General features: G+C 71.1%; 20 protein-coding genes. 8 read left to right on the plus strand and 12 right to left on the minus strand.

Annotated features, from left to right (window positions below; genetic code table 11):
• Both ACAM26_RS01295 and ACAM26_RS01300 read right to left on the minus strand, forming a co-directional pair.
• On the minus strand, positions 1 to 575 hold a 575-nt coding region (locus ACAM26_RS01295), incomplete at its 3' end, for an alkaline phosphatase family protein (RefSeq protein ID WP_369612978.1).
• Positions 576 to 600: 25 nt separating this feature from the next.
• Positions 601 to 2139: a lipopolysaccharide biosynthesis protein gene (locus ACAM26_RS01300; RefSeq protein WP_369612979.1), complete on the minus strand. Its 1539-nt coding sequence runs from the start codon at positions 2137 to 2139 to the stop codon at positions 601 to 603.
• 272 nt (positions 2140 to 2411) lie between these two features.
• Here ACAM26_RS01300 and ACAM26_RS01305 point away from each other — a divergent pair, with 272 nt between their 5' ends.
• Genes ACAM26_RS01305 through ACAM26_RS01320 form a run of 4 tightly spaced genes read left to right on the plus strand, consistent with a single transcriptional unit; the run spans position 2412 to position 9019 of the window.
• Positions 2412 to 4394, plus strand: coding sequence for a hypothetical protein (locus ACAM26_RS01305; RefSeq protein WP_369612980.1), 1983 nt, complete (start codon positions 2412 to 2414; stop codon positions 4392 to 4394).
• Positions 4369 to 5835 carry an O-antigen ligase family protein gene (locus tag ACAM26_RS01310; RefSeq protein ID WP_369612981.1) on the plus strand — a complete coding sequence of 489 codons (1467 nt, stop codon included), beginning with the start codon at positions 4369 to 4371 and terminating at the stop codon, positions 5833 to 5835. The genes ACAM26_RS01305 and ACAM26_RS01310 overlap by 26 nt, the downstream gene beginning before the upstream one ends.
• The gene (locus ACAM26_RS01315; protein WP_369612982.1) at positions 5826 to 7865 is read left to right on the plus strand and encodes a GumC family protein; all 2040 of its coding nucleotides are present in this window, start codon (positions 5826 to 5828) and stop codon (positions 7863 to 7865) included. Before ACAM26_RS01310 ends, ACAM26_RS01315 begins: the two co-directional genes overlap by 10 nt.
• Before the next feature lie 14 nt (positions 7866 to 7879).
• The gene (locus ACAM26_RS01320) at positions 7880 to 9019 is read left to right on the plus strand and encodes a polysaccharide export protein (protein ID WP_123143353.1); all 1140 of its coding nucleotides are present in this window, start codon (positions 7880 to 7882) and stop codon (positions 9017 to 9019) included.
• Here ACAM26_RS01320 and rfaD read toward each other — a convergent pair.
• Genes rfaD through ACAM26_RS01355 form a run of 7 tightly spaced genes read right to left on the minus strand, consistent with a single transcriptional unit; the run spans position 9006 to position 18801 of the window.
• The gene (gene rfaD / locus ACAM26_RS01325; protein ID WP_369612983.1) at positions 9006 to 10025 is read right to left on the minus strand and encodes an ADP-glyceromanno-heptose 6-epimerase; all 1020 of its coding nucleotides are present in this window, start codon (positions 10023 to 10025) and stop codon (positions 9006 to 9008) included. The two genes, ACAM26_RS01320 and rfaD, sit on opposite strands and share 14 nt — an antisense overlap.
• 12 nt (positions 10026 to 10037) lie before the next feature.
• On the minus strand, positions 10038 to 11207 hold the full coding sequence (gene iolM / locus ACAM26_RS01330; protein WP_369612984.1) for a scyllo-inosose 3-dehydrogenase: 1170 nt from the start codon (positions 11205 to 11207) through the stop codon (positions 10038 to 10040).
• 5 nt (positions 11208 to 11212) lie between these two features.
• Positions 11213 to 12730 carry a class I adenylate-forming enzyme family protein gene (locus tag ACAM26_RS01335; RefSeq protein ID WP_369612985.1) on the minus strand — a complete coding sequence of 506 codons (1518 nt, stop codon included), beginning with the start codon at positions 12728 to 12730 and terminating at the stop codon, positions 11213 to 11215.
• Between the two features lie 19 nt (positions 12731 to 12749).
• Positions 12750 to 14186, minus strand: coding sequence for a sugar transferase (locus ACAM26_RS01340; protein WP_369612986.1), 1437 nt, complete (start codon positions 14184 to 14186; stop codon positions 12750 to 12752).
• The gene (locus ACAM26_RS01345) at positions 14167 to 16317 is read right to left on the minus strand and encodes a molybdopterin-dependent oxidoreductase (RefSeq protein ID WP_123143190.1); all 2151 of its coding nucleotides are present in this window, start codon (positions 16315 to 16317) and stop codon (positions 14167 to 14169) included. The genes ACAM26_RS01340 and ACAM26_RS01345 overlap by 20 nt, the downstream gene beginning before the upstream one ends.
• Entirely contained in the window at positions 16314 to 17321 is a 1008-nt protein-coding gene (locus ACAM26_RS01350) for a glycosyltransferase family 2 protein (RefSeq protein ID WP_369612987.1), read from the minus strand. The genes ACAM26_RS01345 and ACAM26_RS01350 overlap by 4 nt, the downstream gene beginning before the upstream one ends.
• Positions 17314 to 18801, minus strand: a complete 1488-nt coding sequence (locus ACAM26_RS01355) for a radical SAM protein (protein WP_123141147.1) — start codon at positions 18799 to 18801, stop codon at positions 17314 to 17316. The genes ACAM26_RS01350 and ACAM26_RS01355 overlap by 8 nt, the downstream gene beginning before the upstream one ends.
• Positions 18802 to 19013: 212 nt before the next feature.
• On the opposite strand from ACAM26_RS01355, the gene ampD reads away from it, so the two are divergent.
• Complete coding sequence (gene ampD, locus ACAM26_RS01360; protein ID WP_369612988.1) at positions 19014 to 19568, plus strand: 1,6-anhydro-N-acetylmuramyl-L-alanine amidase AmpD; 555 nt, start codon at positions 19014 to 19016, stop codon at positions 19566 to 19568.
• Here ampD and ACAM26_RS01365 read toward each other — a convergent pair.
• The 3 genes from ACAM26_RS01365 to ACAM26_RS01375 all read right to left on the minus strand — a co-directional run bounded on the left by ACAM26_RS01365 (position 19457) and on the right by ACAM26_RS01375 (position 21673).
• Complete coding sequence (locus tag ACAM26_RS01365) at positions 19457 to 20239, minus strand: GNAT family N-acetyltransferase (protein ID WP_123141149.1); 783 nt, start codon at positions 20237 to 20239, stop codon at positions 19457 to 19459. The genes ampD and ACAM26_RS01365 overlap by 112 nt on opposite strands.
• Before the next feature lie 199 nt (positions 20240 to 20438).
• Positions 20439 to 20801, minus strand: a complete 363-nt coding sequence (locus ACAM26_RS01370) for a phenylpyruvate tautomerase MIF-related protein (RefSeq protein WP_123141150.1) — start codon at positions 20799 to 20801, stop codon at positions 20439 to 20441.
• 53 nt (positions 20802 to 20854) lie between these two features.
• Positions 20855 to 21673: a UDP-2,3-diacylglucosamine diphosphatase gene (locus tag ACAM26_RS01375; protein ID WP_123141182.1), complete on the minus strand. Its 819-nt coding sequence runs from the start codon at positions 21671 to 21673 to the stop codon at positions 20855 to 20857.
• Between the two features lie 229 nt (positions 21674 to 21902).
• On the opposite strand from ACAM26_RS01375, the gene ACAM26_RS01380 reads away from it, so the two are divergent.
• From ACAM26_RS01380 to ACAM26_RS01390, 3 genes are all read left to right on the plus strand, one after another.
• Positions 21903 to 23573 (plus strand): cation:proton antiporter, encoded by a 1671-nt coding sequence (locus ACAM26_RS01380; protein ID WP_369612989.1) that lies wholly within the window; start codon positions 21903 to 21905, stop codon positions 23571 to 23573.
• The gene (locus tag ACAM26_RS01385) at positions 23573 to 24475 is read left to right on the plus strand and encodes a universal stress protein (protein ID WP_123141151.1); all 903 of its coding nucleotides are present in this window, start codon (positions 23573 to 23575) and stop codon (positions 24473 to 24475) included. Before ACAM26_RS01380 ends, ACAM26_RS01385 begins: the two co-directional genes overlap by 1 nt.
• Before the next feature lie 338 nt (positions 24476 to 24813).
• On the plus strand, positions 24814 to 26034 hold the full coding sequence (locus tag ACAM26_RS01390) for an argininosuccinate synthase (RefSeq protein ID WP_123141152.1): 1221 nt from the start codon (positions 24814 to 24816) through the stop codon (positions 26032 to 26034).
• Positions 26035 to 26494: the final 460 nt, after the last annotated feature.

Consider the following 26494-nt stretch of genomic DNA (forward strand, 5'->3'; position numbering starts at 1 on the left):
AGATGCGCGGCGGCGCGGAAGCGGTTCTCGGTGATCTCCTCGATGCTGCGCGCATAACGCCCGACGGCACGGCGCGAGAGCCGCCGCTCGACGCGTTCGAGACGGTAGCCGCCGGTGACCCGGTCGAGCTCCTCGCGAAACTCCGACGGATGGACGAAGGCGCTCTCCAGGCTCGGCGTGTCCATCCCCGAGACCATCACCCCGTTGATCGGGTCGGGCGGGAAGGTGAAGGGCACGTTGAGCACGCAGCTCCGACGCCCGCGCGCGCTCAGCAGGCTCCACAGCGGCGGTCGGCGACGGTAGGAGGCGTTGAAGAAGCGGGTCTCGTAGGAGCCGGCCTCGACCGGTCCGAAGAAGTCGTTGACCCCGTGCGCCCCGGGGGTGACCCCGGTCATGAACGAGGTCCAGGCCGGCGGGCTCAACTCGGGCACGCTGGAGTCGAGCGTGCCGCTCGCCCCGCGCGCGATCAGCCGCGCCAGATTGGGCAGCCGGCCGGCATCGAGCAGCGGCTGCATGATGTCGAAGGTGGCCCCGTCCATGCCGAAGACCATCACCCGGTTGTTGCTCTGCGTCATCTCGTCTCCCCCATGCCCCGGGCGCTCAGGCCCGGCTCAGTCGCCCGCCGCGAGCGAGCCGTCCGCCCAGCCCCCGCAACAGTCTCAGGTCCTCGGCCGCGAGACCGAGGCGCCAGCCCAGCGCTGCCAGCGCCAGCCCGACGCCCAGCCCGCACCACAGCGGCGCCAGCGCGCGCAGCCCGCTCAGCTCGCACCCCAGCACCACCACCACACCAGCCGCCGCCACCAGCAGCGGACGCCGGGCGAAGGGCTGCATCCCCAGCCGCGCCCGGACCATCAACAACCGCAGCCCGTTGAGCGCGACCAACGCGATGGCGGTCGCCAGCGCCGCGCCGAGCGGCCCGAGCAGCGGGATCAGCGCCAGGTTGAGCGCCAGGTTGAGCGCGATCGCGATCAGGTTGGCGAGCAGCTCCAGCCCCTGGTGACCGGTCATCGCCAGCACCTGACCGACCCCACCGCTGGCGCAGTTGAGCGCGTGACCGATCACCAGCACCGCCAGCACCCCGGCACCGGTGGCGACGAAGCCGGGGCCGAACAACGCCATCAACGGCTCGCGCGCGAGCACCGCCGCGCCCGCCAACGGCAACGCCAGCAGCGTCAGCCAGCGCGTGGTGGCACGATAGAGATGGGCGACGCGCGCCGGATCGGCGCCACCGTGGGCACTGGCGATCAGCGGCGCGAGGATGCTGTTGACCGAACTCATCAGCGTCGAGGACAACAGCCCGGCGAGGGCGAGCGCGGCGGCATAGACCCCGACCTCGGCGACCGACACCCAGTGACCGAGCAGCAGCAGGTCGAGCGAGCCCATCAGCATCGCGGCGAAGCCGCTCAAAAACAGCGGCAGCGAGTAGCGCAGCACCACCCCGGCGCCCGGCGCGGGCGCGACGGCGGCGGACGGCGTGCGCGGCGCGCGCAGCGCGGCGCCGAGCTGACGGCGCAGCGCCAGCAGGATCAGCGCCAGCGCCACGCCATAGGCCAGCACCATCCCCCAGATCACCGCCCCGAGGCTGCCGCCGAGCAGATAGCCGCCGAGCGCGGCGCACAACAGCAGCGCCGGCAGCGCGAGCTGCTCGACCAGGGTCGCGTAACGGGTGGTGTGGAAGCCGCGGCTGGTCTCGACCCCGACGCGCAGCAGCGCCAGCGCCGGGATGGCGAAGGCCATACGTTGCAGGTGCGGGGCGAGCGTGGGATCGCCGAACCAGCCGATGGCGAGGGCATCGGCGCCGTGGAAGAGGGCCAGGGCCCAGAGCAGCGAGAGCGCCAGCGGGATCGAGAACACGGTACGCAACAGCGCCGGGATGGTCTCGGGGCGACCCTCGCCGAGCGCCAGCGCGAGAAAGCGCATGCCGCCGCGCGCCAGCCCGGCCACCGCCAGGGTGCGGGCGAACTCGCCGACGAGCAGACAGAGCGCCAGCGCGCCGAAGGCCGCCTCGCCGAACAGTCGGGTGACCAGCACCCTGAGGGCGAAGCCCAGCCCCTTGCCGGCGAAGGTGCCGGCGAGGGTGATCAAGGAGCCGCGCGCGGCCACGCCCAACGCGCCGTCGCCCTGGTGCGAGCCGGTCACCGCACGACCACCCTGGATGGATCAATCCCGACCACTGCGTGTTCTCCCGACCGTTCAAGCCCTCACGCCAAGTCGGCCGCATCCTGACCGGCCCGCGCCGGCGGGATACCGACGGATCGCGACCTTGCGATAGATAGAAGGATAACAGCAGCGCCCCGGACCGACCTTGTTCCAGCGCAGCTCGCGCACACGCCGCGCAACCATCGCCACTGGACCTGACACCCGCAGCCGACCGACAATAGGCCGATGCCACCCCGCTCTCGGGAGCGCCGATGACACCATCCAGCCGCCTCGCGACCCTGGCCCTGTTGCTGACGAGCCAACTGCTGCCGGCCTGCGCCCCCGAGAGCGGCCCCCGACCACCACCCTGGGGCCGACCCGCCGCCCCCATGGCCGAGCGCCCGGCACAAGGTCAGGGGCAGCGCCCGGTCATGGCACGAGTGGAGCGGGTCGAGGGCGAGCGGGTGCACCTGATCAGCGCCGACGGGCGCGCCCTCACCCGGACGCTCGGCGGACTGCGGCTGCTGCGTCACAGCCGCGTCGACCCCGCCGCGCTCACCCCGGGCGAGCGGGTGGTGGTCCCCCAGGGAGGCGCGGGACGGGGTCCGCTGCGCGGACGCGTGGTGGCCGGCACGCCGCCGCGGATCGAGACGCCCGGCGGCGAGACCCGAGCGCTCCCGACCGGCGCCCTGGTGTTGCGCGAACACGAGATCGGACGCGACGCGCTGACCCCGGGGACCCGGGTGCGCCTGACCCCGAACGCGCTGATCGTCGTCGACGGCGGCCCGGGAGGCGCACGCCCGCCAGGCGCGCCGAGCGTGCGCCCCGCCCTGGCCGGCGCACCGGCGCGGGCGGCGGCGCAACGCCCGACGGTCTCGCTGCCGATGCCCGAGACGGCGCCCGAGGACCACTTCGACCGGGCCCGGATGCAGGCCTCGCTGGACTCGCCCTTCGGCTTCTTCGACCCCAACATGCTGCGCTTCCGGCACACCTCCTGGAACCAGGGCTATGGCGAGACCATGCGCGCGCTCGGCGCCCACTGGGCGTCACAGGGCGCGACCTTCGCCTTCAGCTGGAACCTGGTGCAGGGGCGCGACGCCGACGGCGGCTGGGCCGGCTACGACTGGAGCCGGCTCGACGCCCTGGTGCGCTACAGCCAGGCCAACAACATCCATCTGGTGCCCATCCTCACCGCCTCGCCGCCGCAACCGACGGGCCAGCGCATGGCGCGCTCGATCCCGCGCAAGCCCGATGACACCGCCGCCTACAGCGCCTTCGTGCGCGCCGCGGTGGAGCGCTACGACGGCGACGGGCGCGCCGACATGCCCGGCCTGCGCGCGCCGATCCGGCGCTGGGCGGTGGAGAACGAACCCTATGCCAAGCGCTACTGGCAGGGCGACGGCGCCGACCTCGCCGACACCCTGATCCTCGCCCATCGCGCGATCCGCGCCGCCGACCCCGGCGCCGAGGTGATCGCCGGCATGGTGCGCGGTCCCGGCTGGCACGGCGACACCGACCCGCGCCGCTTCATGGATGCCTTCTTCGACCGGCTCGGCGCCCGCGCCGGGGGCGAGCGCCCCTATGACTATCTCGACCAGCACTGGATCGGCACCGCCCCGGGGGTGGCGCTCGAGCGCCAGTACGCCGAGCTGCGCACCTGGATCGACGACCTCGAGCGCGCCGCCGCGCGCAACGGCTTCGCGCCCGCGCCACTGGTCGCGCTCGAGCATGCCGGGCGCCATCAGGACGAGCGCGCCCAGGCCGAGGACGTGGTCAAGCGTCACGCCTATCTGCTCGGCTCCGGGTTCCGCCTGACCCTGTGGTCGGGGCTGCGCGCCGCCCCCGAGCGTGGCGCCAGCCCGGGCGACGGCTACTTCCGCCAGGTCACCCTGATCGACGCCGACGGGCGGCGCAAACCGGCCTATCACGCCTATCGGCGGATGACCGAGCGGCTCGACGGCTGCGACTGGCGGCGCACCCGGCTGCTGCGCGACGAACAGGGTCTGGTGGTGGTGCGCTTCCACTGTCACGACGCACCGCTGCTGGTGGCCTGGAGCGACCGCTCGGGCGGCAGCGCAGCGGTACGCATCCCCATCGAGCACCCCGGGGTGAGGCGGGTGCGGGTCGAGTCGGCGCTGCCCGACAGCGGCCCCTCACCGCGCACCCTGGCGCTGGAGGACGGCGCGATCCGACTCGACCTCGACGCCACGCCACGCTACCTGAGCCCGGATGGACCGACTGGCGACGCCCCTTAACGCCACCCTGCAGCTCGCGCTCGCGCTACCCGCGGTGCTCGCCATCCTGATCTCGCCCTGGCTCGGGCTCGGGCTGGTCGCGCTGCTGTGGTTCTATGCCGCGAGCCTGCGCTGGCCGCTGACCGGTTTCCTGGTGGTCTATGGCGCGGCGCTGCTGATGAACATCAACCTGATCACCGACTCGCCGCTACGCGCGCTCGGCGAGCGCTACCCGCTGGCCCTCGGGCTCGCGCCGCTGCTGCTGCCGCTGCTTGCCGCGCGGCTGCTCGCCCGACGCGTGCCCGGCGCCGCCCCGACGATCGCCCCGCTCGACACCCTGCCGCCGCTGCTGCTGCTGTGGATGCTCGCCAGCTACGGTTGGAGCCTCGACCCGCTGCACGGCACGAGCATGGGGTTGAACCTCGCCTTCGGGGTCGGACTCTATTTCCTCATCCAGCTCTATGTCACCGACCGCCGCGCCCTCACCCTGACCCTCGGCTTCACCTTCGTCTGGGGCCTGGCGCTGGCACTGATGCTGGTGCTCTCCAACAAGATCGACACCAGCCCGCTGCAGGCGCTGCAGGTCCAGCTCGGCGCCGACTGGCGCTTCGAGCCCTCGCTGATCCTCTACGGCACCCGCGCCGGCGGCTTCGCGCCGCCGCAGATCGCCGGCACCGTCACCACCTTCGTGTTCATGGCCGGCTGCGCGCTCTGGCCCGAGTGCGGCGGGCGCGCCCGGCTGGTGCTCGCGCTGAGCGCCCCCTGGCTGATCTCCAACCTGCTGGCCACCGGCTCCAAGGGCGCCGCCGGCGCCTTCGTCATCGCCGTCTCGGCCTTCATCGCGCTCTACCCCGGGTTGCGCGGGCGACGGTTGCTGACCGGGCTCGGCTTCCTCGTCGCGCTGGTCGCGATCATGGCCTTCAACGTGGTGGTGTTCAGCGCCGACCGGCTGGCCTCCGGGGCCGAGGTCAACGAGCTCTCCATCACCTTCCGGCTGGAGTTCTGGGAGGCCGGACTGGCGCTGCTCGGCGAGCGCTGGATCGGCGCCGGGCTCGGCGGCTTCGCCCATCTCGTCGACCCCTGGCCGGGGGCGCACAACTACTATTTCAGCATCCTCTTCGACGCCGGTCCGATCGGCACCCTGTTGCTGCTCGGTTTCGTGCTCGGGGTGGTCGTCGAGCTGGCGCGCGCGCTGCGCGAGACCCGCGACCCGCGGCTGCGCCGCTATCTCTACTGTCTCGCCACCGCCCTGCTGGCACTGTTGATCCACGCCACCGTCGACTTCTCCTACGATTCGGCCTTCAGCTGGATGCTCTACGGGCTGATCGTCGCCACCGTGCGGATCGCGCGACGCGAGGCCGCCAGCCGCTATAATGGGCCGCCGCCGACCGCACACGCGCCGACAACCTCCGCCGCGGTCGTCCCCGACCCAGAGCATGACGACGCCACGAGATGGAGCTGATACAGATCCGCGACCTGCTGATCCGGCGTCGCCGCACGCTCGCCACCCTGTTCCTCGCCGTGGTGGCGCTGGTCGCGCTCTTCACCCTGGCGAGCGCGCCGACCTATCGCTCGACCGCGCTGGTGCTGGTACGCGAATCGCCCGGCGCCAACACCCTGCTCGCCGCGCTCGGCATCCCCACCGCCAGCCTCACCAGCAGCGACGACTTCGACGCCGACACCGAGATCTCGCTCGGCCAGCTCGAACCCTCGCTCGACCGGGTGATCGCCACGCTCGGGCTCACCGATGATCAGGGCGAGCCGCTCACCGCGCGGCGGCTGATCAAGGGCGGGCTGCTGCCGCGCCAGACCCCGCGTCCACACCTCGACATCGACCAGCTCGAGGACGGCCGGGTGGTCGAGATCGTCGGCTGGAGCGGCGAGCGCGATCAGGCCGCGGCACTGGCCAACGGACTCGCCGAGGCCTATATCGCCAGCCAGGTCGAGCTCCAGCAGGCCGATCTGGCACGTGCCCGCGCCTTCGTCGACGAACGCCTCGGCGCGGTGCGCGACGACTATCTCGCCGCCCTCGCCGCCCAGCGCGCCTTCGTCACCGAGACCGGGGCGATCGACCTCGACGCCCAGATCGAGACCCTGGTCACCAAGCTCGGCGCACTGCGCACCCAGGCCGAGGAGAATCACACCGAGCAGGCCGCGCTCGCCGCCGAGCTGGCCGCGCTCGACACCGAGCTGGCGCGCACCGGGGCGGCACGCAGCGCCGATCAGGCCCAGGCCAACAGCGAGCACATCCGCACCCTCAAGGCCGACCTCAACGACCTGCTCCAGGAGCTTGCGGCGCTGCGCGTCGACAGCACCGAGGCATCCTCCGAGTACCGTCGGCTGTTCGCCCAGATCGAGCGGCTGCGCGAGCTGATCGTCGCCGAGGCACGGGCGGTGGTCGGCGGCGGCGGCGAGACCCTGGGCTTCTACGAGGAACTCGGCGCTCGGCGCACCGAGCAGCAGGTGGCGCTGGCGATCAGCGAGGCCGAGGGCCGCCAGATCGCCCACACCATCGCGGAGTACCGCAACCGGGTCGACACCCATGCCGCGCTGCTCGAGCGCCAGGCCGAGCTGGACAGCGAGCTGGAGGTGAGCGAGGCGATCCATGGCCGGATGCTCGAGGCACAGCGGCAGCTCGGGCTTGCCGCGGCGCTGGTCGCACCGACCCACGTGCTGGTCCAGCGGGCCACGCCGACCACCCGCCCGGCCAGGCCGAGCCTCGCGCTCAATGCCGTGGTCGCGGTGTTGCTCGGCGGCTTCTGGGCGCTCGGCATCGCCCTGATCGAGGACCTGTTCGACGACTCGGTACGCGACCCGGCGGCGCTGCGCGGCCCGCCCCTGCTCGCCCGGCTGGTGCGGGTACGCCGCGACGCGCGTCCGGCGCGGGCGTGGCGCGAGCCGCTGCGCGCACTGCGCAACCGGCTGCGCGAGCGGCTCGACGGCCAGCTGCCCCGGCGGCTGGCGCTGGTCGGACCCTGTCGCGGCGACGGGCGCAGCACCCTGCTCGCCGCACTCGCCGAGCAGTGCGCCGGCGACGGGCTGCGGGTGCTCGCGCTGGAGCTCGACCTGCGCGCCCCCGACCTCGCCTCACGCCTCGATGCCGCACCGCAGCCCGGGCTGGTCGGGCACCTGTGCGAGGGCGTGGCGCTCGAGCGCTGCATCGTCCCCACCCGCGCGCCCGGGCTCGATCTGCTGCCCGCCGGCGCCGCCCTCGACGATCCGGCACCGCTCCTCGCCGAGGCCCGGCTCGGCGCGCTGCTCGCCCGTCTCGACGAGGACTACGACCTGATCCTGATCGACACCCCGCCGCTGCGCGCGAGCGAGGACGCCATCCAGGTGCTGGCGCTGGTCGAGCACGCGCTCCTGGTGGTCGCCGCCGGTCGCACCCCGCTGCGCGCGGCGCGCGCAGCGCTCGAGCGGCTCTCGCGACGCGCCCCGCTCGGCCTGGTGCTGACCGCCGTCGACCCACTCGAACACCGTTATCTGCACTGAGCCCGGATGCACCGATGACCACCACTCACACGCCTTCGCCCCGTGCCCGCTGGAGCGCCGCGCTCGCGCTGATCGGCCTGATCGCGCTCGGCGCCGGCTGCGCGCTGGTCCCCGGCACCCGGATGGTGACCTTCGACAAGCCACGCAGCGCCGCCGAGGAACCCCCGGTCGCCGCCCAGGCCGAGATCCACCCGATCACCTTCAAGCTGATCCGGCAACTCAGCACACCGCCACCCAGCCCGCTCGACAACCCGGCGCTGGAGCGCGAGATCGCCGACTATGCCTATCGCGTCGGCAAGGGCGATATCCTCAACATCATCGTCTTCGAGCACGAGGAGCTGACCATCCCCGCCGGCTCCTATCGCAGCGCCGCCGAGTCCGGCACCTGGGTCCACAGCGACGGCACCCTCTACTTCCCCTATGTCGGCAAGCTCGCGGTCGCGGGACTGACCCTGGAAGAGGTGCGCCTGCGTCTCACCGAGGCGCTCTCGGAGTACATCGAGGAGGTCAAGGTCGAGGTCAACGTCGCCGCCTTCAACGCCAAGCGGGTCTATGTCACCGGCGAGGTCAGGGAGCCGGGACCGCGCCCGCTCACCAACATCCCGCTGACCCTGCTCGATGCCATCAACCACGCCGGCGGCCTGACCGAACACGCCGACTGGGACAACGTGGTGCTGAGCCGCCGCGGCGCGGAGCAGCGGATCTCGCTGCAGGCGCTGCTCCAGCACGGGGTGCTCACCGAGAACCGGCTGCTGCGCGCCAACGACATCATCCACGTGCCGCGCAACGACACCCTCAAGGTGTTCGTGCTCGGCGAGGTGCGCCAACCGACCACCCTGGTCATGGGCCGCAACGGCATGCGCCTGACCGAGGCGCTGAGCAGCGTCGGCGGGCTCAACGAGGGCAGCGCCGACGCCACCGGGGTGTTCGTCATCCGCCCCGGCGGCGAGACGCGACCGATCCAGATCTATCAGCTCGACCTCCGCGACGCCACCGCAATGGTGCTCGGCGCCCAGTTCCGGCTCGCGCCGCGCGACGTGGTCTATGTCACCGCCGCGCCGCTGGCACTGTGGACCCGAGTGGTCGACAACCTGCTGCCCTCGCTACAGGGCTACGACCTGATCAACCGCAACATCAACGTCAACACCCGCTGACCCCGGCGCCCCATTCGCGATAGCTGCGACGGATCTCGGGGAGATACGCGGCCACGCCCCGCGCAAGGTCGTACTCGGGGGCGTAGCCGAGCGCCGCGCGGGTGGTCTCCAACTCGGCCCGGGTATGGGTCTGGTAGGCGTGGTGGGGGTTGTCGATGTAGTCGATCGGCAGCGCCGTGCCCAGACCCTGCTGGAGCAGCTCGAGCACCCGGGCGAAGGACTCGGCACGACCGCTGCCGACGTTGAACACCCCGCTGACGCGACCCGCGGCGGCGGCGAGCACCGCGCGCACCACGTCCTCGACATGGACGAAGTCGCGCAGGATGTGCTCCGAGCCGTGGAACAAGCGGGGCGCGCGCCCGGCGAGCAGCTGGTGGCCGAGCTGCAGCACCATCGAGGCGGTGGTGCCCTTGAAGTACTCGCGCGGCCCGTAGACGTTGAAGAAGCGCAGCCCGGCGACGGCCAACCCGGGATGCTCCTGACGGAAGCGCGCCGCCATCTGGTCCATCTTCAGCTTGCTGAAGCCATAGGGGGTGTCGGGGGCCTCGTGACCGATCCGCTGCGGCGCCGGAGCGGCACCATAGGTCGCGGCCGAGGAGGCGTAGACCAGATCGGCGCCGCGGCGCGCGGCCAGACCCAGCAGATCGGCGAAGACATTGACGTTGGCGCGCAGGATCGCCGCCTGGTCGTAGACCCGGGTGTCGGAGACGGCGGCGAAGTGCAGGATCAGGTCGTAGCGCAGGCGCTGCAGCCGGGCGAGGTCGCGCGGCTCGGTGAGATCACCGCAGATCAGCTCGCCGGCGAAGTCGATCAGGTTGAGATAGTGCCCGAAGGCGCGCGGGCCGGGGGCGGCGGCGGCGGCGCCGAAACAGTCGACCACCACCACGCGACACCCGGGGTGGTGGTGCTGCAGGTGCAGCGCGACATTGCTGCCGATGAAGCCCGCCCCACCGGTCACCAGCACCGTCTTGCCGTCGAGACCGCGCGGCGATTGTCCCTGTGCCATGCTCACCTCCACTCAGCCGATCCGCACCATCACCTTGCCGTCGGTCCGCTGCACCGAGGTCGCCAGCGCGCTGATCGCCTCGGCGAACGGGTAGCGCGCGGTGATCATCGGCGCGACCTCGAGCCGACCACTGGCGAGCAACCGGATGATGCCGTCGTAGATGCCGTAGCCGGCGTGACCGCGCCCGCCCTGGATGGCGTTGGCACCGCTCACCAGCCCGTTGAGCTGTACCGGGGTCTCGGTGGCGGCGCGCCCGAGATAGACGATCTGGCCGCCGGGGGCGAGCGAGGACTGCATCTCGGGGACGGTCTCCCCGGCCGCGCCCGCCGCCTCGACCTGGATCTCGGCGCCGCGCCCGGCGGTGTGCTCGAGCACCAGGTCGCGCGGCCTGACGCCGTCGCGGCGCAGCGCCGTGGTGTCGTAGACGCGATCGGCCCCCAGCGTCTCGGCGATCGCCAGACGCTCGACGATGGGGTCGAAGACGATCACCTGACTGGCCCCCGCCAGACGCGCCAGGGCGATGGCGCCGAGTCCGATGGGACCGGCGCCATGGACCACCACCACCGCCCCGGGACGGAAGCCACCGGCACAGACGAACAGCCCGTTGTAGGCGCAGCCCAGCGGCTCGATCAGCGCCGCCACCTCGAACAGTCGGGTGTCGTCATAGCGCCCGGCGAGCGCGGCGAGCGACCAGCACTGACGCTCGTCGACAGCGACGTACTCGGCCAGCGCGCCGTCGGTGGTGATCCCGGTCAGCTCCACCCGATCGCACTGGTTGAAGGCGCCGCTGCGACAGGGCGTGCAGCAGCCGCACCAGACGATGCTCTCGGCGGCGACCAGATCGCCCTCGCGCAACCCGCGCACCGCGCGCCCGACGCGCTCGACCACCCCAGCGTACTCGTGGCCGATGATGCAGGGCAGCGCCGCCGGCCCGGAGAACATCAGATAGCCCTCGGCGTCGGTCTGGTAGAGATGGCTGTCCGAGCCGCAGATGCCGCAGCACACCACCCGCACCAGCACCTCGGTGTCGCCGATCTCCGGGACCGGGACCTCGGCGAGCGCGAAACTCGGATCGCGCCACACCTGACTGGCGCAGTCGGCGCGGCGCCGCTCCAGCTCACGCGCGCTCGGCGCGTACCCCGGTCTGGGATCCCAGACCGCCGTTGCCATCAATGCCTTCATCGTCGTCACCCGTCGGTCAGGGACCCGCGTTCCACCAGGGTCCGCAGGGGCCGCTTGTCGATCTTGCCACTGCCGATACGCGGCAGGTCGTCGACCAGCTCGAAGCGTCTCGGCACCATGTAGTTGGGCAACCCCTGGGCGCGGCAATGCGCGCGCAGTCGGGCCGCGTCGAGCTCGGCTCCCGGCTCGGGCACGACGAAGGCCACCGGCACCGCGCCCTTGCGGCGGTCGGGACGACCGAGCACCGCCGCCTCGCGCACCCCGGGATGGGCGCCGAGCAGCAGTTCGAGCTGCAGCGGATAGACCTTGAGCCCGGCGACCTTGATCATGCCGCTGATCCGCTCGACGTAATAATAGAAGCCGTCGTCGTCACGCCGGACCAGATCGCCGCTGCGATACCAGCCCTGGTGGCCGGCCAGCGCGATCCCGCCGTCGTAACCCGAGACCAGCCCCGGACCGCGCAGCAGCAGTTCGCCGACCTCGCCCGGCGGCAGCTCGCGCCCCTGCTCGTCGACGACGCGCGCCTGATAGTGCGGACACACCCGCCCCATGCTGCCGTCGAGCCGATAGCCCTCGGCGGTGTTGGCCAGCGCCACCCCGCTGGTCTCGGTGCTGCCCCACACCGACATGATCGGCACCCCGCCGCGCGCGGCGAAGGCGGCGTTGATCTCCGGGCTGGTGTACATCCCCCCGCTCTCGGCCAGACGCAGGCTGGCGAGATCGGCGCGCGCACAGGCCCCGGCCATCATCCGGTACATCGGCGCCAGCCCCATCATGCAGGTCACCCCGAACGCGCGGATCGTCCCGGCGATGGCGCGCGGGCTGATCTCCTCGAGCAGCACCAGCGCGCCGCCGGTCTGGAGCGCGCGACAGAACAGCTCGTGGGGATGGGCGAAGGCGGCGAACATGCACAGATGGACGTCGTCCGGGCCGAGCGCGAAGGCCTCGATCGCGGCGCGGGTGTTCCAGTAGAGATTGGCGTGGGTCGCCAGCGCGCCCTTGGCCCGTCCGGTGGTGCCGGTGGTGAAGTTGAGATAGGCGACCTGCCCCGACTCGGGCTCGGGCGGGGAGGCGATGGGCGTGGCGCCGAGCAGCTCGGGCCAGGAGACGCAGCCGGGATGACGGCCGGCGCGGTCGATCAGCATCACGCCCTCCGGCACCTCACCGGCGGCCAGCGCCGCCAGCGTCTCGCCCTCGGCGAGCAGCGCGGCGAGCCGCTGCGCGCGCGCGAACCCGAGCAGCAGACGCGGCTCCAGCGCCGGGTTGAGCGCCACCGGCAGGGCGCCGATCCGGGTCGCGGCGAGGAAGGCGAGCACCCCCTCGGGCCGCCGCCCGAGCGCGATCCCCAGCCGCGCCCCCGGCCCCAGTCCGAGCGCGTGCAACGCGCCGGCGAGACACTCGACCAGCGCCTGGGTCCGGCGATAGTCGAGCGTGCCGTCGCGATGATGGATGAAGGGGCGCTCCGGGGTGCGCCTGGCGTGCTCGGCGAGCAGGGCGTTGAGGGTTGGGGTCGCGGTCTCCATGGCGGCTCCGGTGGCGCGGCTAGCAGGTACGCATCGCCGAGACGGCGAACAACAGGGTGCGTACCAGGATGATGGCGTCGAGCAGCAGCGAGCGGTTCTCGACATAGAACAGGTCGTAGGAGATGTTCTCGTGGATCTGCTTGTCGCGGTCGCCGCTGATCTGCCAGACCCCGGTGATCCCCGGTTTCACCCGCAACCGCTCGCGATGGATCTCCTCGTACTCCTGTTCGACGATGAAGGGCATCTCGGGGCGCGGGCCGACCAGGCTCATGCTGCCCTCGAGCACGTTGAACAGCTGCGGCAGCTCGTCGAGGCTGGTGCGGCGCAGGAAGCGCCCGGCGCGGGTGATCCGCGGGTCGTCCGAGACGGTCGGCGAGTAGGCGAACCTGGGGCTGTCGAGGTGCATGGTGCGGAACTTGTACATCGGGAAGCGCGCGCCGTCCTTGCCCACCCGCTCCTGCACGAAGAGCACCGGTCCCGGCGAGTCGCGACGGATCCACAGCGCGATCGCGATCATCAGCGGCGCGAGCAGCAACAGCGCCGCCCCCGCCAGCGTCAGGTCGAGCAGGCGCTTGCTGATCTGCTCGGCGGGCCGGGGGCGGATCGCGCCCAGGGTCACCATGGGGATGCCGTTGATGTCCATGAACTGGATCTGCTTGGCGAAATAGCCGCTGAGATAGGGCATGAAGCAGATCCGCACCGCCAGCCCCTCGGTCAGGCGCATCAACTGCTGGAGGTGACACTCGCCGGCGCTGCGGATCGGGGTGCTGATCAGCACCAGCGTGACCTGCTCGCGCTCGATGAAGGCGCGCAGCGCGTCGGCCTCGGCGATCAGCGCCGGCGCCTCGGGCCCGGCGGCGGCCTCGCCGGCGAGCGCCAGGGCGCGGCGGTCCTCGTCGTAGAACCCCGAGACCCAGTAGCCGAGCTCGGGGGCCTCGCGGATGTGCTTGTAGAGCATCCGCCCGGCCTCGCCGGCGCCGACGATCAGCACCCGGCTGACGTTGAAGCGACGCGAGTAGAGCGACTGCTGCAACCGGTAGACCAGGGCGCGCGCGCCCAGCAGGGTGACCAGCAACCAGCCCATGGCATGGAGCAGCGCGAGCCGCGCCGCCTGCTCGCCGGTGTAGAAGGCGAAGGCGGTGAGCACCAGGGCGAGGATCACCACCGCGCGGATGATCTTGCGGATCTCCACCAGCCGCATCATGCTCGGCTCGTAGCGATAGAGTCCGACGCGCTCGAACACCAGGGCACCGAGCAGCATCCCGACCAGCCCCAGCGTGGCCCCGTCGACCGGCCCGCCCCCGCCGATACGGTGCGAGAGACAGCCCAGCCACAGGCTGAGTGCGAGACAGCCGAGGTCGGTGACCACCAGCGCGAGCACGAACCAGCGCACCCGCTGGCCGCCGACCCGCGCGCCGAGGAAGAGGTTGAGACGCTCAAGCGCGTGCTGGATCATCGTCGGGCTCGTCGATCTCGTCGGCGGCGGGCGCGCTCGCGGGGGCGAGGCGACACAGGAGTCCGCGCAGCTGATAGGTGCCGAAGGCCGGGTCGTAGGGCGGCGCGTCGGAGGTCAACAGATTGGCATTGGCGCGCCACGCCCCGGCGAGCGCGCTCGGCGCCTCCGGGAACCACCAGCCGTGATCGATGCTCACCACCTCGGGATTGATCTCGGGGGTGACCTCGGCGCGCATGCGGATGCGACCGCGCGGCGTGGCGATCGCGATCCAGTCGCCGTCGGCGATACCCTCGGCGCGCGCCACCTCGGGGTGGAGCTGGGCGCGCGGGTCGGGCGCGCGGCGACGCAGCCCGGCGACCTGACGGTGCTCGCTGTTGAAGAACTCGCGCCGACGGCTGCCGGTGATCAGCACATAGGGATAGTCGCGCGCCAGGTCGGGGCGGCTGCGCGGGCTCTCGGGCGGTTCGACATGGCTCGGCAGCGGATCGTAGCCGAGTCGTTCGAGCGCCTTGCTGTAGAGCTCGATGCGCCGCGACGGGGTGCGGAAGCCGCGTGTCTCGTACTTGCGGTAGCGATGCGGCAGCCGCAGCACGCCCTGGCGACGCAGCTGATCGAGACCGACCCCGGTCGGCTCGAGCTGATGGGCCATCACCGCCTCGAAGGGACGCTCGCTGTCGGGCAGGCCGAGCCGCCGCGAGAGCTGGTCGATGATCCACTCGTCCGGTCGGCACTCGCCGCGTCGGGTCAGCGCCGGTTGGTGGTAGACCAGGTTGCCGGTGGCCAGCGGATAGCCGATCACCTGCTCGACCTCGGGCCAGAAGGCCGCCGGCAGCACGAAGTCGGCCAGCTCCGCCGTCGGCGTCATGAACAGCTCGCTCACCACCAGCAGGTCGAGACACTCGAGGCTGCGGCGCACCGCGCGGGCGTTGGCCACGGTCGCCAGCGCGTTGTTGCCGAACACCAGCAGCCCCTTGACCGGATAGGGTTCGCCGGTGCGCATCGCGGCGAACAGCGTGGGGATGTGCGCCGAGGGCATGTAGGCGCGCCAGCCACCGAGCAGCTTGAAGCGCTCGGCGCCGAGCCGCTTGCGCGCCTGCTCGCGCGGCAGTTGCTCGGCCAGGGTCGGATAGGCGCGCATCCGCTGCATCGACAGCAGCTCGCCGCCGGGCACGTCGATGCTGCCGACCAGGGCGCGCAGACAGGCCAGCGCGCGCACCGTCTGCAGGGCGTTGACGTTCTGCTCGATCCCCACGCCCCACTCCAGCACCGCCGGACCGAGCGCGGCATAGCGGCGCGCCGCCTCGACGATCAGCTCGGGGGCGACCCCGGTGATCGGTGCCGCCCAGGCCGGGGTACAGTCGGCGACATGGGCGGCCAGCGCGTCGAAGCCCTGGGTCCAGCGCGCGACGAACTCGGCGTCGTAGCGCCGCTCGGCGATGATCACCTGGATCATCGCCAGCGCCAGCGCCGCGTCGGTACCCGGGCGCAGCCCCAGCCACAGCTCGCAGCGACGCGCCGTCTCGTGCCGACGCGGATCGACGGCGATGCCGACCGCACCGCGATCGAGGGCGCGACGGATGGCGATGCCGATCTTGCCGTCGGGGTTGGAGACCAGCGGGTTGCTGCCCCAGAAGAGGATGCAGGCCGGCGGGGTGTCGCCGTAGTAGTCGCCGGTGACATAGCCGCCGTAGGTGAGGTTGCTCACCGTCACCCGCGGGATGAAGCACTGCGCCAGCCCCGGCTCGTACCAGTTGGGGGTACCCAGGGCGTTGGCAAAGCGCACCACGTGCATGTAGTGATGACGCCCGGTGCCCTGCCCCAGGGCGATCGCCTCGGGGCCGAGGCGATCGCGGATCGCGGCGACGCGCTCGGCGATCTCGTCGAGCGCCGCCTCCCAGCTCACCCGCTCCCAGCCGCCGGCCTTGCCCGCGCGGCGGCGCCGCGGCCACTCCAGCCGGTCGGGGTGGTTGGCGATCTCCGGGGTGCGCAACCCCTTGACGCACATCCAACCCTGGTTCATCGGTGAGTCGCGATCGCCGACGACCTTGACCACGCGTCCGTCCTCGACGGTCACCAGGGCACCGCAGCCGCCGTGACAGATCCGGCAGACACTGCGGTGGGTGCGTCTCATCGAGCCGTCCCCGCGCCCGCGCCGAGACGCCCCAGCAGACTCCCGGCGACGGCGCCGCCGCCGAGCGCGGCGGCGCGTACCAGCAGCAGTGCCGGCGCGGCCAGCGCCAACCGGCGATCGCGCCGCCAGGCGGCGGCGAGGAAGGGCGTGGCGCTGAGCAGGAAGGCGGCGAGCGTCGCACCACCGAGCGCCAGCGCCGCCCTCGGCCACCAGGGCGCGAGCGCCAGCGCCGGGGCGAGCGCAAGGATGGCGAGGATCTGCAGCTTGAGCGTCTGCGGGGTGTAGCTGTCGGCGACCATCTTGCCGGGGTGGCGCTTGTAGACCACCATCCGCCAGTAGCCGCGCGAGAACTTCAGCCGCGCATAGCGCCAGACCGAATCGGGGTGACCGAAATGGCTGACCACCGCGTCGGGAGCGAACACCATGCGCATGCCGCGCGCGGCCATCCGGTAGGAGAGTTCGGTGTCCTCGTTGTCGGCCTTGGGGAAGCGCGGATCGAAGCCGCCGAGTGCGACGAAGACCGCGCGCCGATAACCGGCGGAATAGGTGTCGACCATGTCGATGCGCGCGCGTCGGCGCAGCCGCGCGAAGCGTTGCTCGAACTCGAGCTGGACGAAGCGCGCCACCAGTTGCGGCTGATCGCTGCGATAGGCCCCCTTGACCGCCATCACCTCGGGATCGGCGAAGGGCGCGCGCATCCGCTCGATCCAGTCCGGCGCCGGCACGCAATCGCTGTCGGTGAACAACAGCAGCTCGCCACGGGCCAGCCGCGCGCCGTGGTTGCGCGCCGCCGCCGGACCGGCGTTGGCCTGATGGACGTAGCGCAGCGGATAGCGCCGGGCGATCTCGGCGGTGCGATCGCGCGAACCGTCGTCGACCAGGATCACCTCGTAGTCATCGGCGGCGGTGTGCTGGGCGAGGAGTGCGTCGAGACAACGCCCGAGGGTCGCCTCGGCCTGATAGGCGGGGACCACCACCGAGACCCGCGGCGCGGCCTCAGCCATGGCCGGCCTCGATGTCCGAGCCGCGCAGCAGATGGCGCAGGAAGGTGCGCCCGGCACGCCAGGTGCGGCGGAACTCCTCGCGATCGCGCGCCACCAGCCCGAGCCGCCGCCACAGATAGCGCGGACGCAGATAGAAACGCCGCCGCGCCTGGTCGCAGAAGGCGACCAACGCCTCGGCGTCGAGCGCTGCGCTGCGCACCACGGTGTTGTGCAGCCCGGCGGGGGTGAGCCAGCGCGAGAAGTCCTCGGTCACCAGCATCCCCTCGCGCGCATACCAGTCGTAGGCGGCGGTCCCCGGATAGACCATGATCGGGTAGAACTGGGCGGTGTCCGGGGCCAGCTCGATGGCCAGCTCCAGGGTCCGGCGCATGGTCTCCGGGGTCTCGCCCGGCAGCCCGACCATGAAGCAGCCGTGGACGATCAGCCCGAGCGCGCGGGCCTCGCGCATGAAGGCGCGCGACTGCGCCAGGGTGATACGCTTGCGCACGCGATCGAGCAGCGCCTGGTCACCGCTCTCGAAGCCGACGCAGAGGTTGCGACAGCCGGCGCGACGCATCAGCCGCAGGGTCTCGGGCTCGACATCGACGCGCACGTTGGCCGACCACGGCAGGTCGAAGCCGCGACGGATCATCTCCTCGCAGATCTCGGCGCAGCGGGCGCGGTCGGCGGGAAAGGTGTCGTCCTCGAAGAACACCGAGCGCGCCTCGGGGAAAGCTCTGCGGATGTACGCCAGCTCGTCGACCACGTGGCCCGCCGAGCGCCGTCGCAGCCGGTGCCCGGTGATGGTCTGCGGGTAGACGCAGAAGGTGCAGTGGTTGGGACAGCCGCGACTGGTGCTGATGGTCACCATCGGGTGGATGGCGTTGGGGTTGAAGTAGTCGCGGATGTCGAGGAAGCGACGATAGATCGGGCTGATCGGCGGCAGCCGATCGAGGTCCTCGAATACCGCGCGCGCGACACCGAGACGCGGCCTGTCGCCGTCGCGATAACAGAGCCCGGCGACCGTGGAGAGCGGCTCGTCGCACGCGAGCGCCGCGGCCAGGTCGCGCACCCCGAGGTCGTACTCGCCGAGCACCACCAGATCGACCGCCGGCTCATCGCGCAGACACGCCTGCGGTCGCGCCGAGGCATGGGTGCCGACCAGCGCCACGCAGGTCGCCGGCAGGCGCGCGCGGGCGCGGGCGCAGAAGGCCAGGTCGCTGGCGATGCTCGGGGTACTGGTCTCGACCACCAGCAGCCGCGGGGCGAAGCGCGCCAGACGCGCCAGCACCGCCTCGGTGTCGGCACCGCTGGCCGGGGCGTCGATGAGATCGATCTCGTGGCCCGACTCGGCGCAGAGCGCGGCAGCGGCGGCGAGCCACATCGGGAAATAGAGGGTGCCGCTCTTGGTCACCGCCGGAGAGCGTTGGGTACGCGAGAACCGCTCCAGATAGGGCGGGTTGACGAAGGCGATCTTGAGCGCGGGTGCAGTCTGCTGCACGGCGGTTCCCTATCGGATCAGGACGAGACGGCTCCCCGACGACCATCCCTGAGACCTAACGGGGCTTCGTATACAGCTTGGCCACTATAGCACGCCAAGGTACACGGCACCGCCAACACAGAAGCTTTTCAAGCGCCCCAATGACCAGGATCAGTGCTTCGCGTACACCGAACACGCAGTCACCGGACACGAACAGAAGACAGACAGCAACCATGGACACCGACCCCGAGATCGACACCGACGGCTGGTTCGACGGCGCCCTCGCCCGCCCCTCGCCCAACTGCGACGAGCGACCGCCGGCGACCACCATCGACCTGCTGGTGATCCACAACATCAGCCTGCCGCCGGGCGAGTTCGGCGGGGAGTGGATCGACGCACTGTTCCGCAATCGACTCGACCCCGACGCCCACCCCTATTTCGCTACCATCGCCGGATTGCGCGTCTCCGCCCACCTGCTGATCCGGCGCGACGGCGCCCTGGTGCAGTACGTGCCCTGCGAGCGCCGCGCCTGGCACGCCGGACGCTCGCGCTTCGGCGAGCGCGAGGCGTGCAACGACTTCTCCATCGGGATCGAACTCGAGGGCACCGACACCCAGCCCTTCACCGCCGCTCAGTACCACCAGCTCGGACGTTGTGCGCGGGCGCTGCGGCGGCGCTATCCGGGGATCACCCCCGAGCGTGTCGTCGGGCATGCCGACATCGCCCCGGGGCGCAAGACCGACCCCGGTCCGGCCTTCGACTGGGCACGGTTGCGCCGCGCGCTCTGAGCCGCGCGCCGCGCCAGCACGCGCGAGCGCCGCGCGCCGAACGAGCGTGGCCGCGGCTGCATCCACACACGATAGCGGGCAAAGGTCGCACGCCAGCCAGTGGCCACGACCTCGTGCCGCTCGACGCCGCCGAGCTGGTGCTCGTATTCGAGCAGCGCGCCGCCACGCCAGCGCGGCCGCCCGCCGAGGCGCGCAGCCAGCGCGCGCATGCCGACGTTGGCCGCCAGCACCTCGCAGCGCAGCCGGCGGATGCCGACGGCACGGGCGTGACCGATGAGCGCCTGCAGGAGCGCGGTGCCGACGCCGCGACGCTGCGCCGCGTCGATCACCTCGACGGCCAGCTCGCCGCTGTCGGCGCCGGGCGCGGTGCGGATACAGCGCGCCACGCCCAGCGGCTCGCCCGGCATCCCGCGCTCGTCGAGACGGATGGCGCCGATGGCTAGATGATGGTGTCCGTCGATGGCCGCGAGCACCGCGAGGTCGCGCTCGTTGAGCTCGCGCTTGATGCCGCAGAAGCGCAGCCGACGCGACCCCGGCGACAACCCGGCGAAACAGGCGAGCAGAAAATCGCGATCCTCCGGGCCGAGCGCGCGCAGCAGACAGCGACTGCCGTCGCGCAACCGCACCAGGTGGCGACCGGGGCCCCGGTCGGACAGTTCGCGGGCCTCCATGACTCCACTCCTCCATCGCAAGGATCGGCAGGGACCGCCCGGGGTGGGCGGGGGATAGCCCCGGGCATCGCGGCGGGGCGGGCGAGACGGGGCGGCGTGGGCGACAATCGTTCCGATCGCCGCAACCGAGCTACACCGCATCTATTAGATGCTTGCTGGATGACGGCGGTTCAATGGCGCGCGGAGATGGCGGCAAGGGTCAGTCGCGACGCGGGTCCTGGAAGGTCCCGCCGTTCCAGCCGAAGAGATGGCGCGGCGGCGAGCGGAAGTCGATATAGACCCGTCGCTCGGGGACGCCGAGCAGCGTCTCGCAGAGCGCGCAGAGCGCGCGCGCATGGCGTGGGGTCTCGGACTCGGGCAACCCGAGGCTGAGCAGCTCGAGCAGCGCCGTCGGCTCGGTGCTGCCGCCGAAGCTCAGTGCGCAGCCGTCATCGAGCAGGACCATCACATAGGACTCGGGCTTGCCGAGCAACTCGGCTACGGCGGCCGAGAGCCGGGCGAGCAGCTCGGCGCGACGCTCGGGGGCGACGGTGACATTGGTGTGCAGTTGCAGTGTGGGCATGGCGCATCTCCTCTGGTCGGGATCTCGCCCCATGATAGGCCAGGGTCGGCGGGTCAGCCGACCCGCGCCAGCGCCACCGCCGGACGCCCCTCCTCGTCGCCGAGCGACTCGGCACAGGCATCGGTCCAGCGCAGCAGTTCGAGCCGACCGTCGTGATGCTCGACCAGCGCGGTACAGCTCTCCACCCAGTCGCCGCAGTTGCAATAGGCCACGCCGGCGATGTCGCGCATCTCGGCATGATGGATATGACCGCAGATCATGCCGTCGAGCGTGCGGCGCACGGCCTCCTCGGCCACCACCCGCTCGAAGTCGCCGATATAGTTGACCGCATTCTTGACCTTGCGCTTGAGATAACCGGCCAGCGACCAGTAGCGCAGCCCCAGCAGCCGCTGCAACCGACTGAGCTGGGCGTTGAGCGCGAGCAGCCGGTCATAGGCGTGCGAGCCCAGACGCGAGAGCCAGCGCGCGTGCTCGATCACACCGTCGAAGCGATCGCCGTGCAGCACCAGGAAACGGCGCCCGTCGGCGGTGGTGTGGACCACCTCGTCGCGCACCGCCACCCGCCCGAAGTCGAGCCCGAGGTGGGCGCGCAGCACCTCGTCGTGGTTGCCCGGCACATAGATCACCTCGGTGCCGGTGCGCGCCTTGTCGAGGATCGCGGCGACCACCCGGTTGTGGGCCTCCGGCCAGTAGAGTCCGCCGCGCAACGCCCACAGATCGACGATGTCGCCGACCAGATAGAGCTGCCGGCACTGGGTGGCGGCGAGGAAATCGAGCAGGAACTCGGCCTGACACCCCTTGAAGCCCAGATGGACGTCGGAGATGAAGATGCTGCGATATTTCAGAGGGGACATGCGGGTGATCTCGGTCATCGCATCGCCTGCCTGGATGAGCTTGGCGCACAGGATCACCGAACACTGTTGCCGCGGCGTTGATGGCGAGTGAAGATGGGGTGAAGGGGCGGTGACCGATGTGGGAACCGGCGCGAGCGCGACCGGTCCGATGGGGAGAGAGCGACCCATCCGAGGTGGACCATGGACCGACCCTGCAGCCCGCCCAACCCCAGGAGCACCCTCGAGCCGCACACCGGCGGGCATGCCGATGAGCGATGACCTCTTCCTGCAGATGGGTCTGATCCTCGGTGTCGCCGCCATCGCCGGCGCACTCGCGCGTGGCCTGCGCCAACCGCTGATCGTCGCCTTCATCGCCGTCGGCATCCTGCTCGGACCGGCAGGCTTCGGGCTGGTCGCGCACAGCAGCGAGATCGAGCTGTTCGCCCGACTCGGCATCGCGCTGCTGCTGTTCGTCGTCGGGCTCAAGCTCGACCTGCACATCATCCGCACCGTCGGCCCGGTGGCGCTGGCCTCCGGCCTTGGCCAGGTGCTGTTCACCTCGGCGGTGGGCTATGTCATCGCCCGGCTGCTCGGGCTGGAGCCGGTGGCCGCGCTCTATGTGGCGGTGGCGCTGACCTTCTCGAGCACCATCATCATCGTCAAGCTGCTCTCGGACAAACGCGAGGTCGACGCGCTGCACGGGCGCATCGCCGTCGGCTTTCTCATCGTCCAGGACATTGTGGTGGTGCTGGTGATGATCGCGCTGACCGCCGTCGGCCAGGCCGAGGGCGACGTCCACCCGGTGCGCGAGGCGCTCGCCATCCTGCTCAAGGGGGCGGCGATGCTCGCCACCGTGGCGCTGCTGATGCGCTATGTGCTGCCCTGGCTGCTGCACCGACTGGCGCGCTCGACCGAGCTGCTGATGCTGTTTGCCATCGCCTGGGCGGTGCTCGGCGCACTCGCCGGCGACGCGCTCGGCTTCAGCCGCGAGGTCGGCGCCTTCCTCGCCGGGGTGTCGATCGCCTCGACCCGCTATCGCGAGCAGATCGCCGCGCGGCTGGTGACGCTGCGCGACTTCCTGCTGCTGTTCTTCTTCATCGAGCTGGGCGCGACGCTCGAACTCGGGCTGATCGGCGGCCAGCTCGGCGCGGCGGCGGTGTTGTCGCTGTTCGTGCTGATCGGCAATCCGCTGATCGTGATGGCGATCATGGGCTACATGGGCTATCGCCGCCGCACCGGCTTCCTCGCCGGGCTGACGGTGGCGCAGATCAGCGAGTTCTCGCTGATCCTCGCCGCGCTCGGACTCGCCCTCGGGCATCTCGCCCCCGAGACCCTGGGACTGATCACCCTGGTCGGGCTGGTCACCATCAGCGTCTCCACCTATCTGATCCTCTACTCGCACCCGCTCTACGAGCGGCTCGCGCCCTATCTGGTCTGGTTCGAGCGCCGGGTGCCGCATCGCGAGATCGTGCAGGAGTCGGAGGAGACCGGCGAACCCGAGATCCTGCTGTTCGGCCTCGGGCGCTTCGGCGCGGTCATGGCCGACGGGCTGCGCGAGCGCGGTCGCCGGGTGCTCGCCGTCGACTTCGATCCCGACGTGGTGCGCCGCCAGGCACGCGCCGGCTACCACGTCCACTACGGCGACATCGAAGATCCGGAGCTGATCGCCACCCTGCCGCTGAGCCGCGCACGCTGGGTGGTGAGCACGGTGCGCGAACGCGCGATCAACCGCCTGCTGCTCCAGGGACTGCGCCAACAGGGCTATGGAGGCCGGGTCGCGCTCTCGGCCACCAGCGACGCCGACGCGCAATGGTTCGCACAACAGGGGGCGGATCTGGTATTCATCCCCTATGCCGACGCCGCGCGCAGCGCGGCGCAACGGCTGAGTGAGGATTGCGCGCCGGGACGACCTGCGGGCGGAGCTGCCGAGGGCATGTGATGAAACGATTCAAGAACATCCTCTATGTCATCGCCGATGGCGTCGGGCCGGAGCATGCGCTGGCGCGCGCGCTGACGCTCGCGCACAACAACCAGGCCCGGCTCAGCGTGCTCGCGGTGCTGACCGCACCACCGGCGAACGAACCCGTGCAGGAGACGATCGCGCGCATCGAACGGGCGCTGAAGGTCCGGCTGGCGGCCCACCACGACTGCTGCGCGCTGCGCATCGAGGTACGGGTCGGCGCCCTCGCGCGCGAGGCACTGCGCGAGATCGAACAGCGCGGTCACGACCTGGTGATCAACCCCGCCCAGCCCCCGGAGCGGCTCGAACGCTTCCTCGGCGGCGACGATCGCCAGCTGCTGCGCAACAGCCCCTGCCCGGTGTGGCTGATGCAGCCACGCGAGCGCGACAACTACGACAATATCCTGCTCGCGCTCGACTACGATCCGGCGCAGCCCGACTCGATCGACACCCCGCTCAACCGCCGGCTGCTCACCCTCGCCGGCTCGCTGGCACTCTCGGACTTCGCCGCGCTCCACCTGGTACACGTCTGGGACGCCCCGGCCGAGCTGCTGTTCCGTGTCTGGTCCGATGCCCCGGACCATTCTCCGCGCGACTATGTCGAGAGCGAGCGTATCCGTCACCGGCGCGGACTCGAGGCGCTCAACATGATGCTGCGCGAGATCCTCGGCACCGAGGCCCACGACTATCTCACCCCCCGTCTGCACCTGCCCCGCGGACTGGCCACCGAGCAGGTCCGCCTGCTCGCCGGTCAGCTCGACGCCGACCTGGTGGTGATGGGCACCGCCGCACGACGCGGTCTCACCGGCCTGCTGATCGGCAACACCGTCGAGTCCATCCTCGACCAGCCCCCCTGCTCGGTGCTGGCGGTGCGGCCCTAGAGAGAGCCGCCAGCACCTTGCCAACCGAACATCCCCTTCGCGCCCCTTTGGGCCTTTGCGGTTCAATCCCCCTGACGACTGACAACTGACGACTGGCGACTGACGACTGACGGCTGGCGGCTGGCGGCTGGCGGCTGGTAGCCGGAGACTAACGACTGAACCGAAGCCGCCCTCCGCCCCTCCCCTTGATCCCGCTCGACGTTCTATACTGGCGGATTACCCGGGACGCGACCGTCGGGCCGATCATGGCACCGCGCGCCACTGGTATCCGCCACCGGGGAGGGCGAGTCGCTCGCCCGGCCCCTGCAAACACCCCTTCACGATTCTGGAGCAAGACGATGGCGCAAAGCGCAGTCAAGAAAGTCGTTCTGGCCTATTCGGGCGGACTCGACACCTCGGTGATCCTCAAGTGGCTGCAGGAGGAGTACGGCTGCGAGGTCGTGACCTTCACCGCCGACATCGGTCAGGGCGAGGAGCTCGAGCCGGCGCGCGCCAAGGCCGAGGCCGCGGGCGTGAAGGAGATCTATATCGACGACCTGCGCGAGGAGTTCGTCCGCGACTTCGTCTACCCGATGTTCCGCGCCAACGCCGTCTACGAGGGCGAGTACCTGCTCGGCACCTCGATCGCGCGTCCGCTGATCGCCAAGCGCCTGATCGAGATCGCCGCCGAGACCGGTGCCGACGCCATCTCCCACGGCGCCACCGGCAAGGGCAACGATCAGGTCCGCTTCGAGCTCGGCGCCTACGCGCTCAACCCCGAGATCAAGATCATCGCCCCCTGGCGCGAGTGGGACCTGCTCTCGCGCGAGAAGCTGATGGCCTACGCCGCCAAGCACGGCATCGGCGTCGAGCAGAAGCGCGAGGGCAACAAGTCGCCCTACTCGATGGACGCCAACCTGCTGCACATCTCCTACGAGGGCTACGACCTCGAGGACCCCTGGACCCAGCCCGGCGATGCGATGTGGCGCTGGAGCGTCTCGCCCGAGCAGGCCCCGGACCGGGCCACCGAGATCGAGCTCACCTTCGAGCGCGGTGACATCACCGCCATCGACGGCAAGGCGATGAGCCCGGCCGAGGTGCTCGCCGAACTCAACCGCATCGGCGGGGCCAACGGCATCGGGCGCGCCGACATCGTCGAGAACCGCTATGTCGGCATGAAGTCGCGCGGCTGCTACGAGACCCCCGGCGGCACCATCATGCTCAAGGCGCACCGCGCCATCGAGTCGCTCACCCTCGATCGCGAGGCCGCGCACCTCAAGGACGAGCTGATGCCGCGCTACGCCAGCCTGGTCTACAACGGCTACTGGTTCGCCCCCGAGCGGCGCATGCTGCAGGCGGCGATCGACGAGAGCCAGCAGGTGGTCAACGGCGTGGTCCGTCTCAAGCTCTACAAGGGCAACGTCAGCGTGCTCGGCCGTCGCTCCGAGACCAACAGCCTGTTCGACGAGTCGATCGCGACCTTCGAGGAGGACGCCGGCGCCTACGACCAGACCGACGCCACCGGCTTCATCCGCCTCAACTCGCTGCGCCTGCGCGTGGCCGGCCGCAAGCGCGGCTGATCCCCCACCCGGCCCCTCGGGCCGGGCCACCGTCGCCGCGCCCCGCGGCGACGGTCTCCAGAGAGAAAGGCCCTCAGCCTCCAGCTACCAGCCGCCAGCCGCCAGCCACAAGCGCCAAACCCTCCCCGCTGGATCAAAGCTGAAGGCTCATATCAGTGCGTAGGCTGGGCAAAGCGTCGCGTGCCCAGCGAAAGGCGCGATCAGCTGATCAGAAGATTGGACCGCCAAGATACCGTCTTGCCCGTCAATCGCCGATCATGCACACCAACCTCCCCGACTGGAGGCTGGAAGCTGATCGCTGGAAGCTGGTTCGAACCGCCAAGACGCGAAGGACGCAAAGAAAGCGACCAGCCTTCGGCAAACAGCCTCCAGTTGCGGTTTGCAGTCAGCCTTGAAGGTAAGAGACAAGCCTGCTCCTCTCGCTGTCAGTTGGTCGCTGGCAATTGGAACCCCTTCGCGT

This window comes from Marichromatium sp. PS1 (assembly GCF_041155115.1).
Taxonomy (GTDB): Bacteria; Pseudomonadota; Gammaproteobacteria; order Chromatiales; family Chromatiaceae; genus Marichromatium; species Marichromatium gracile.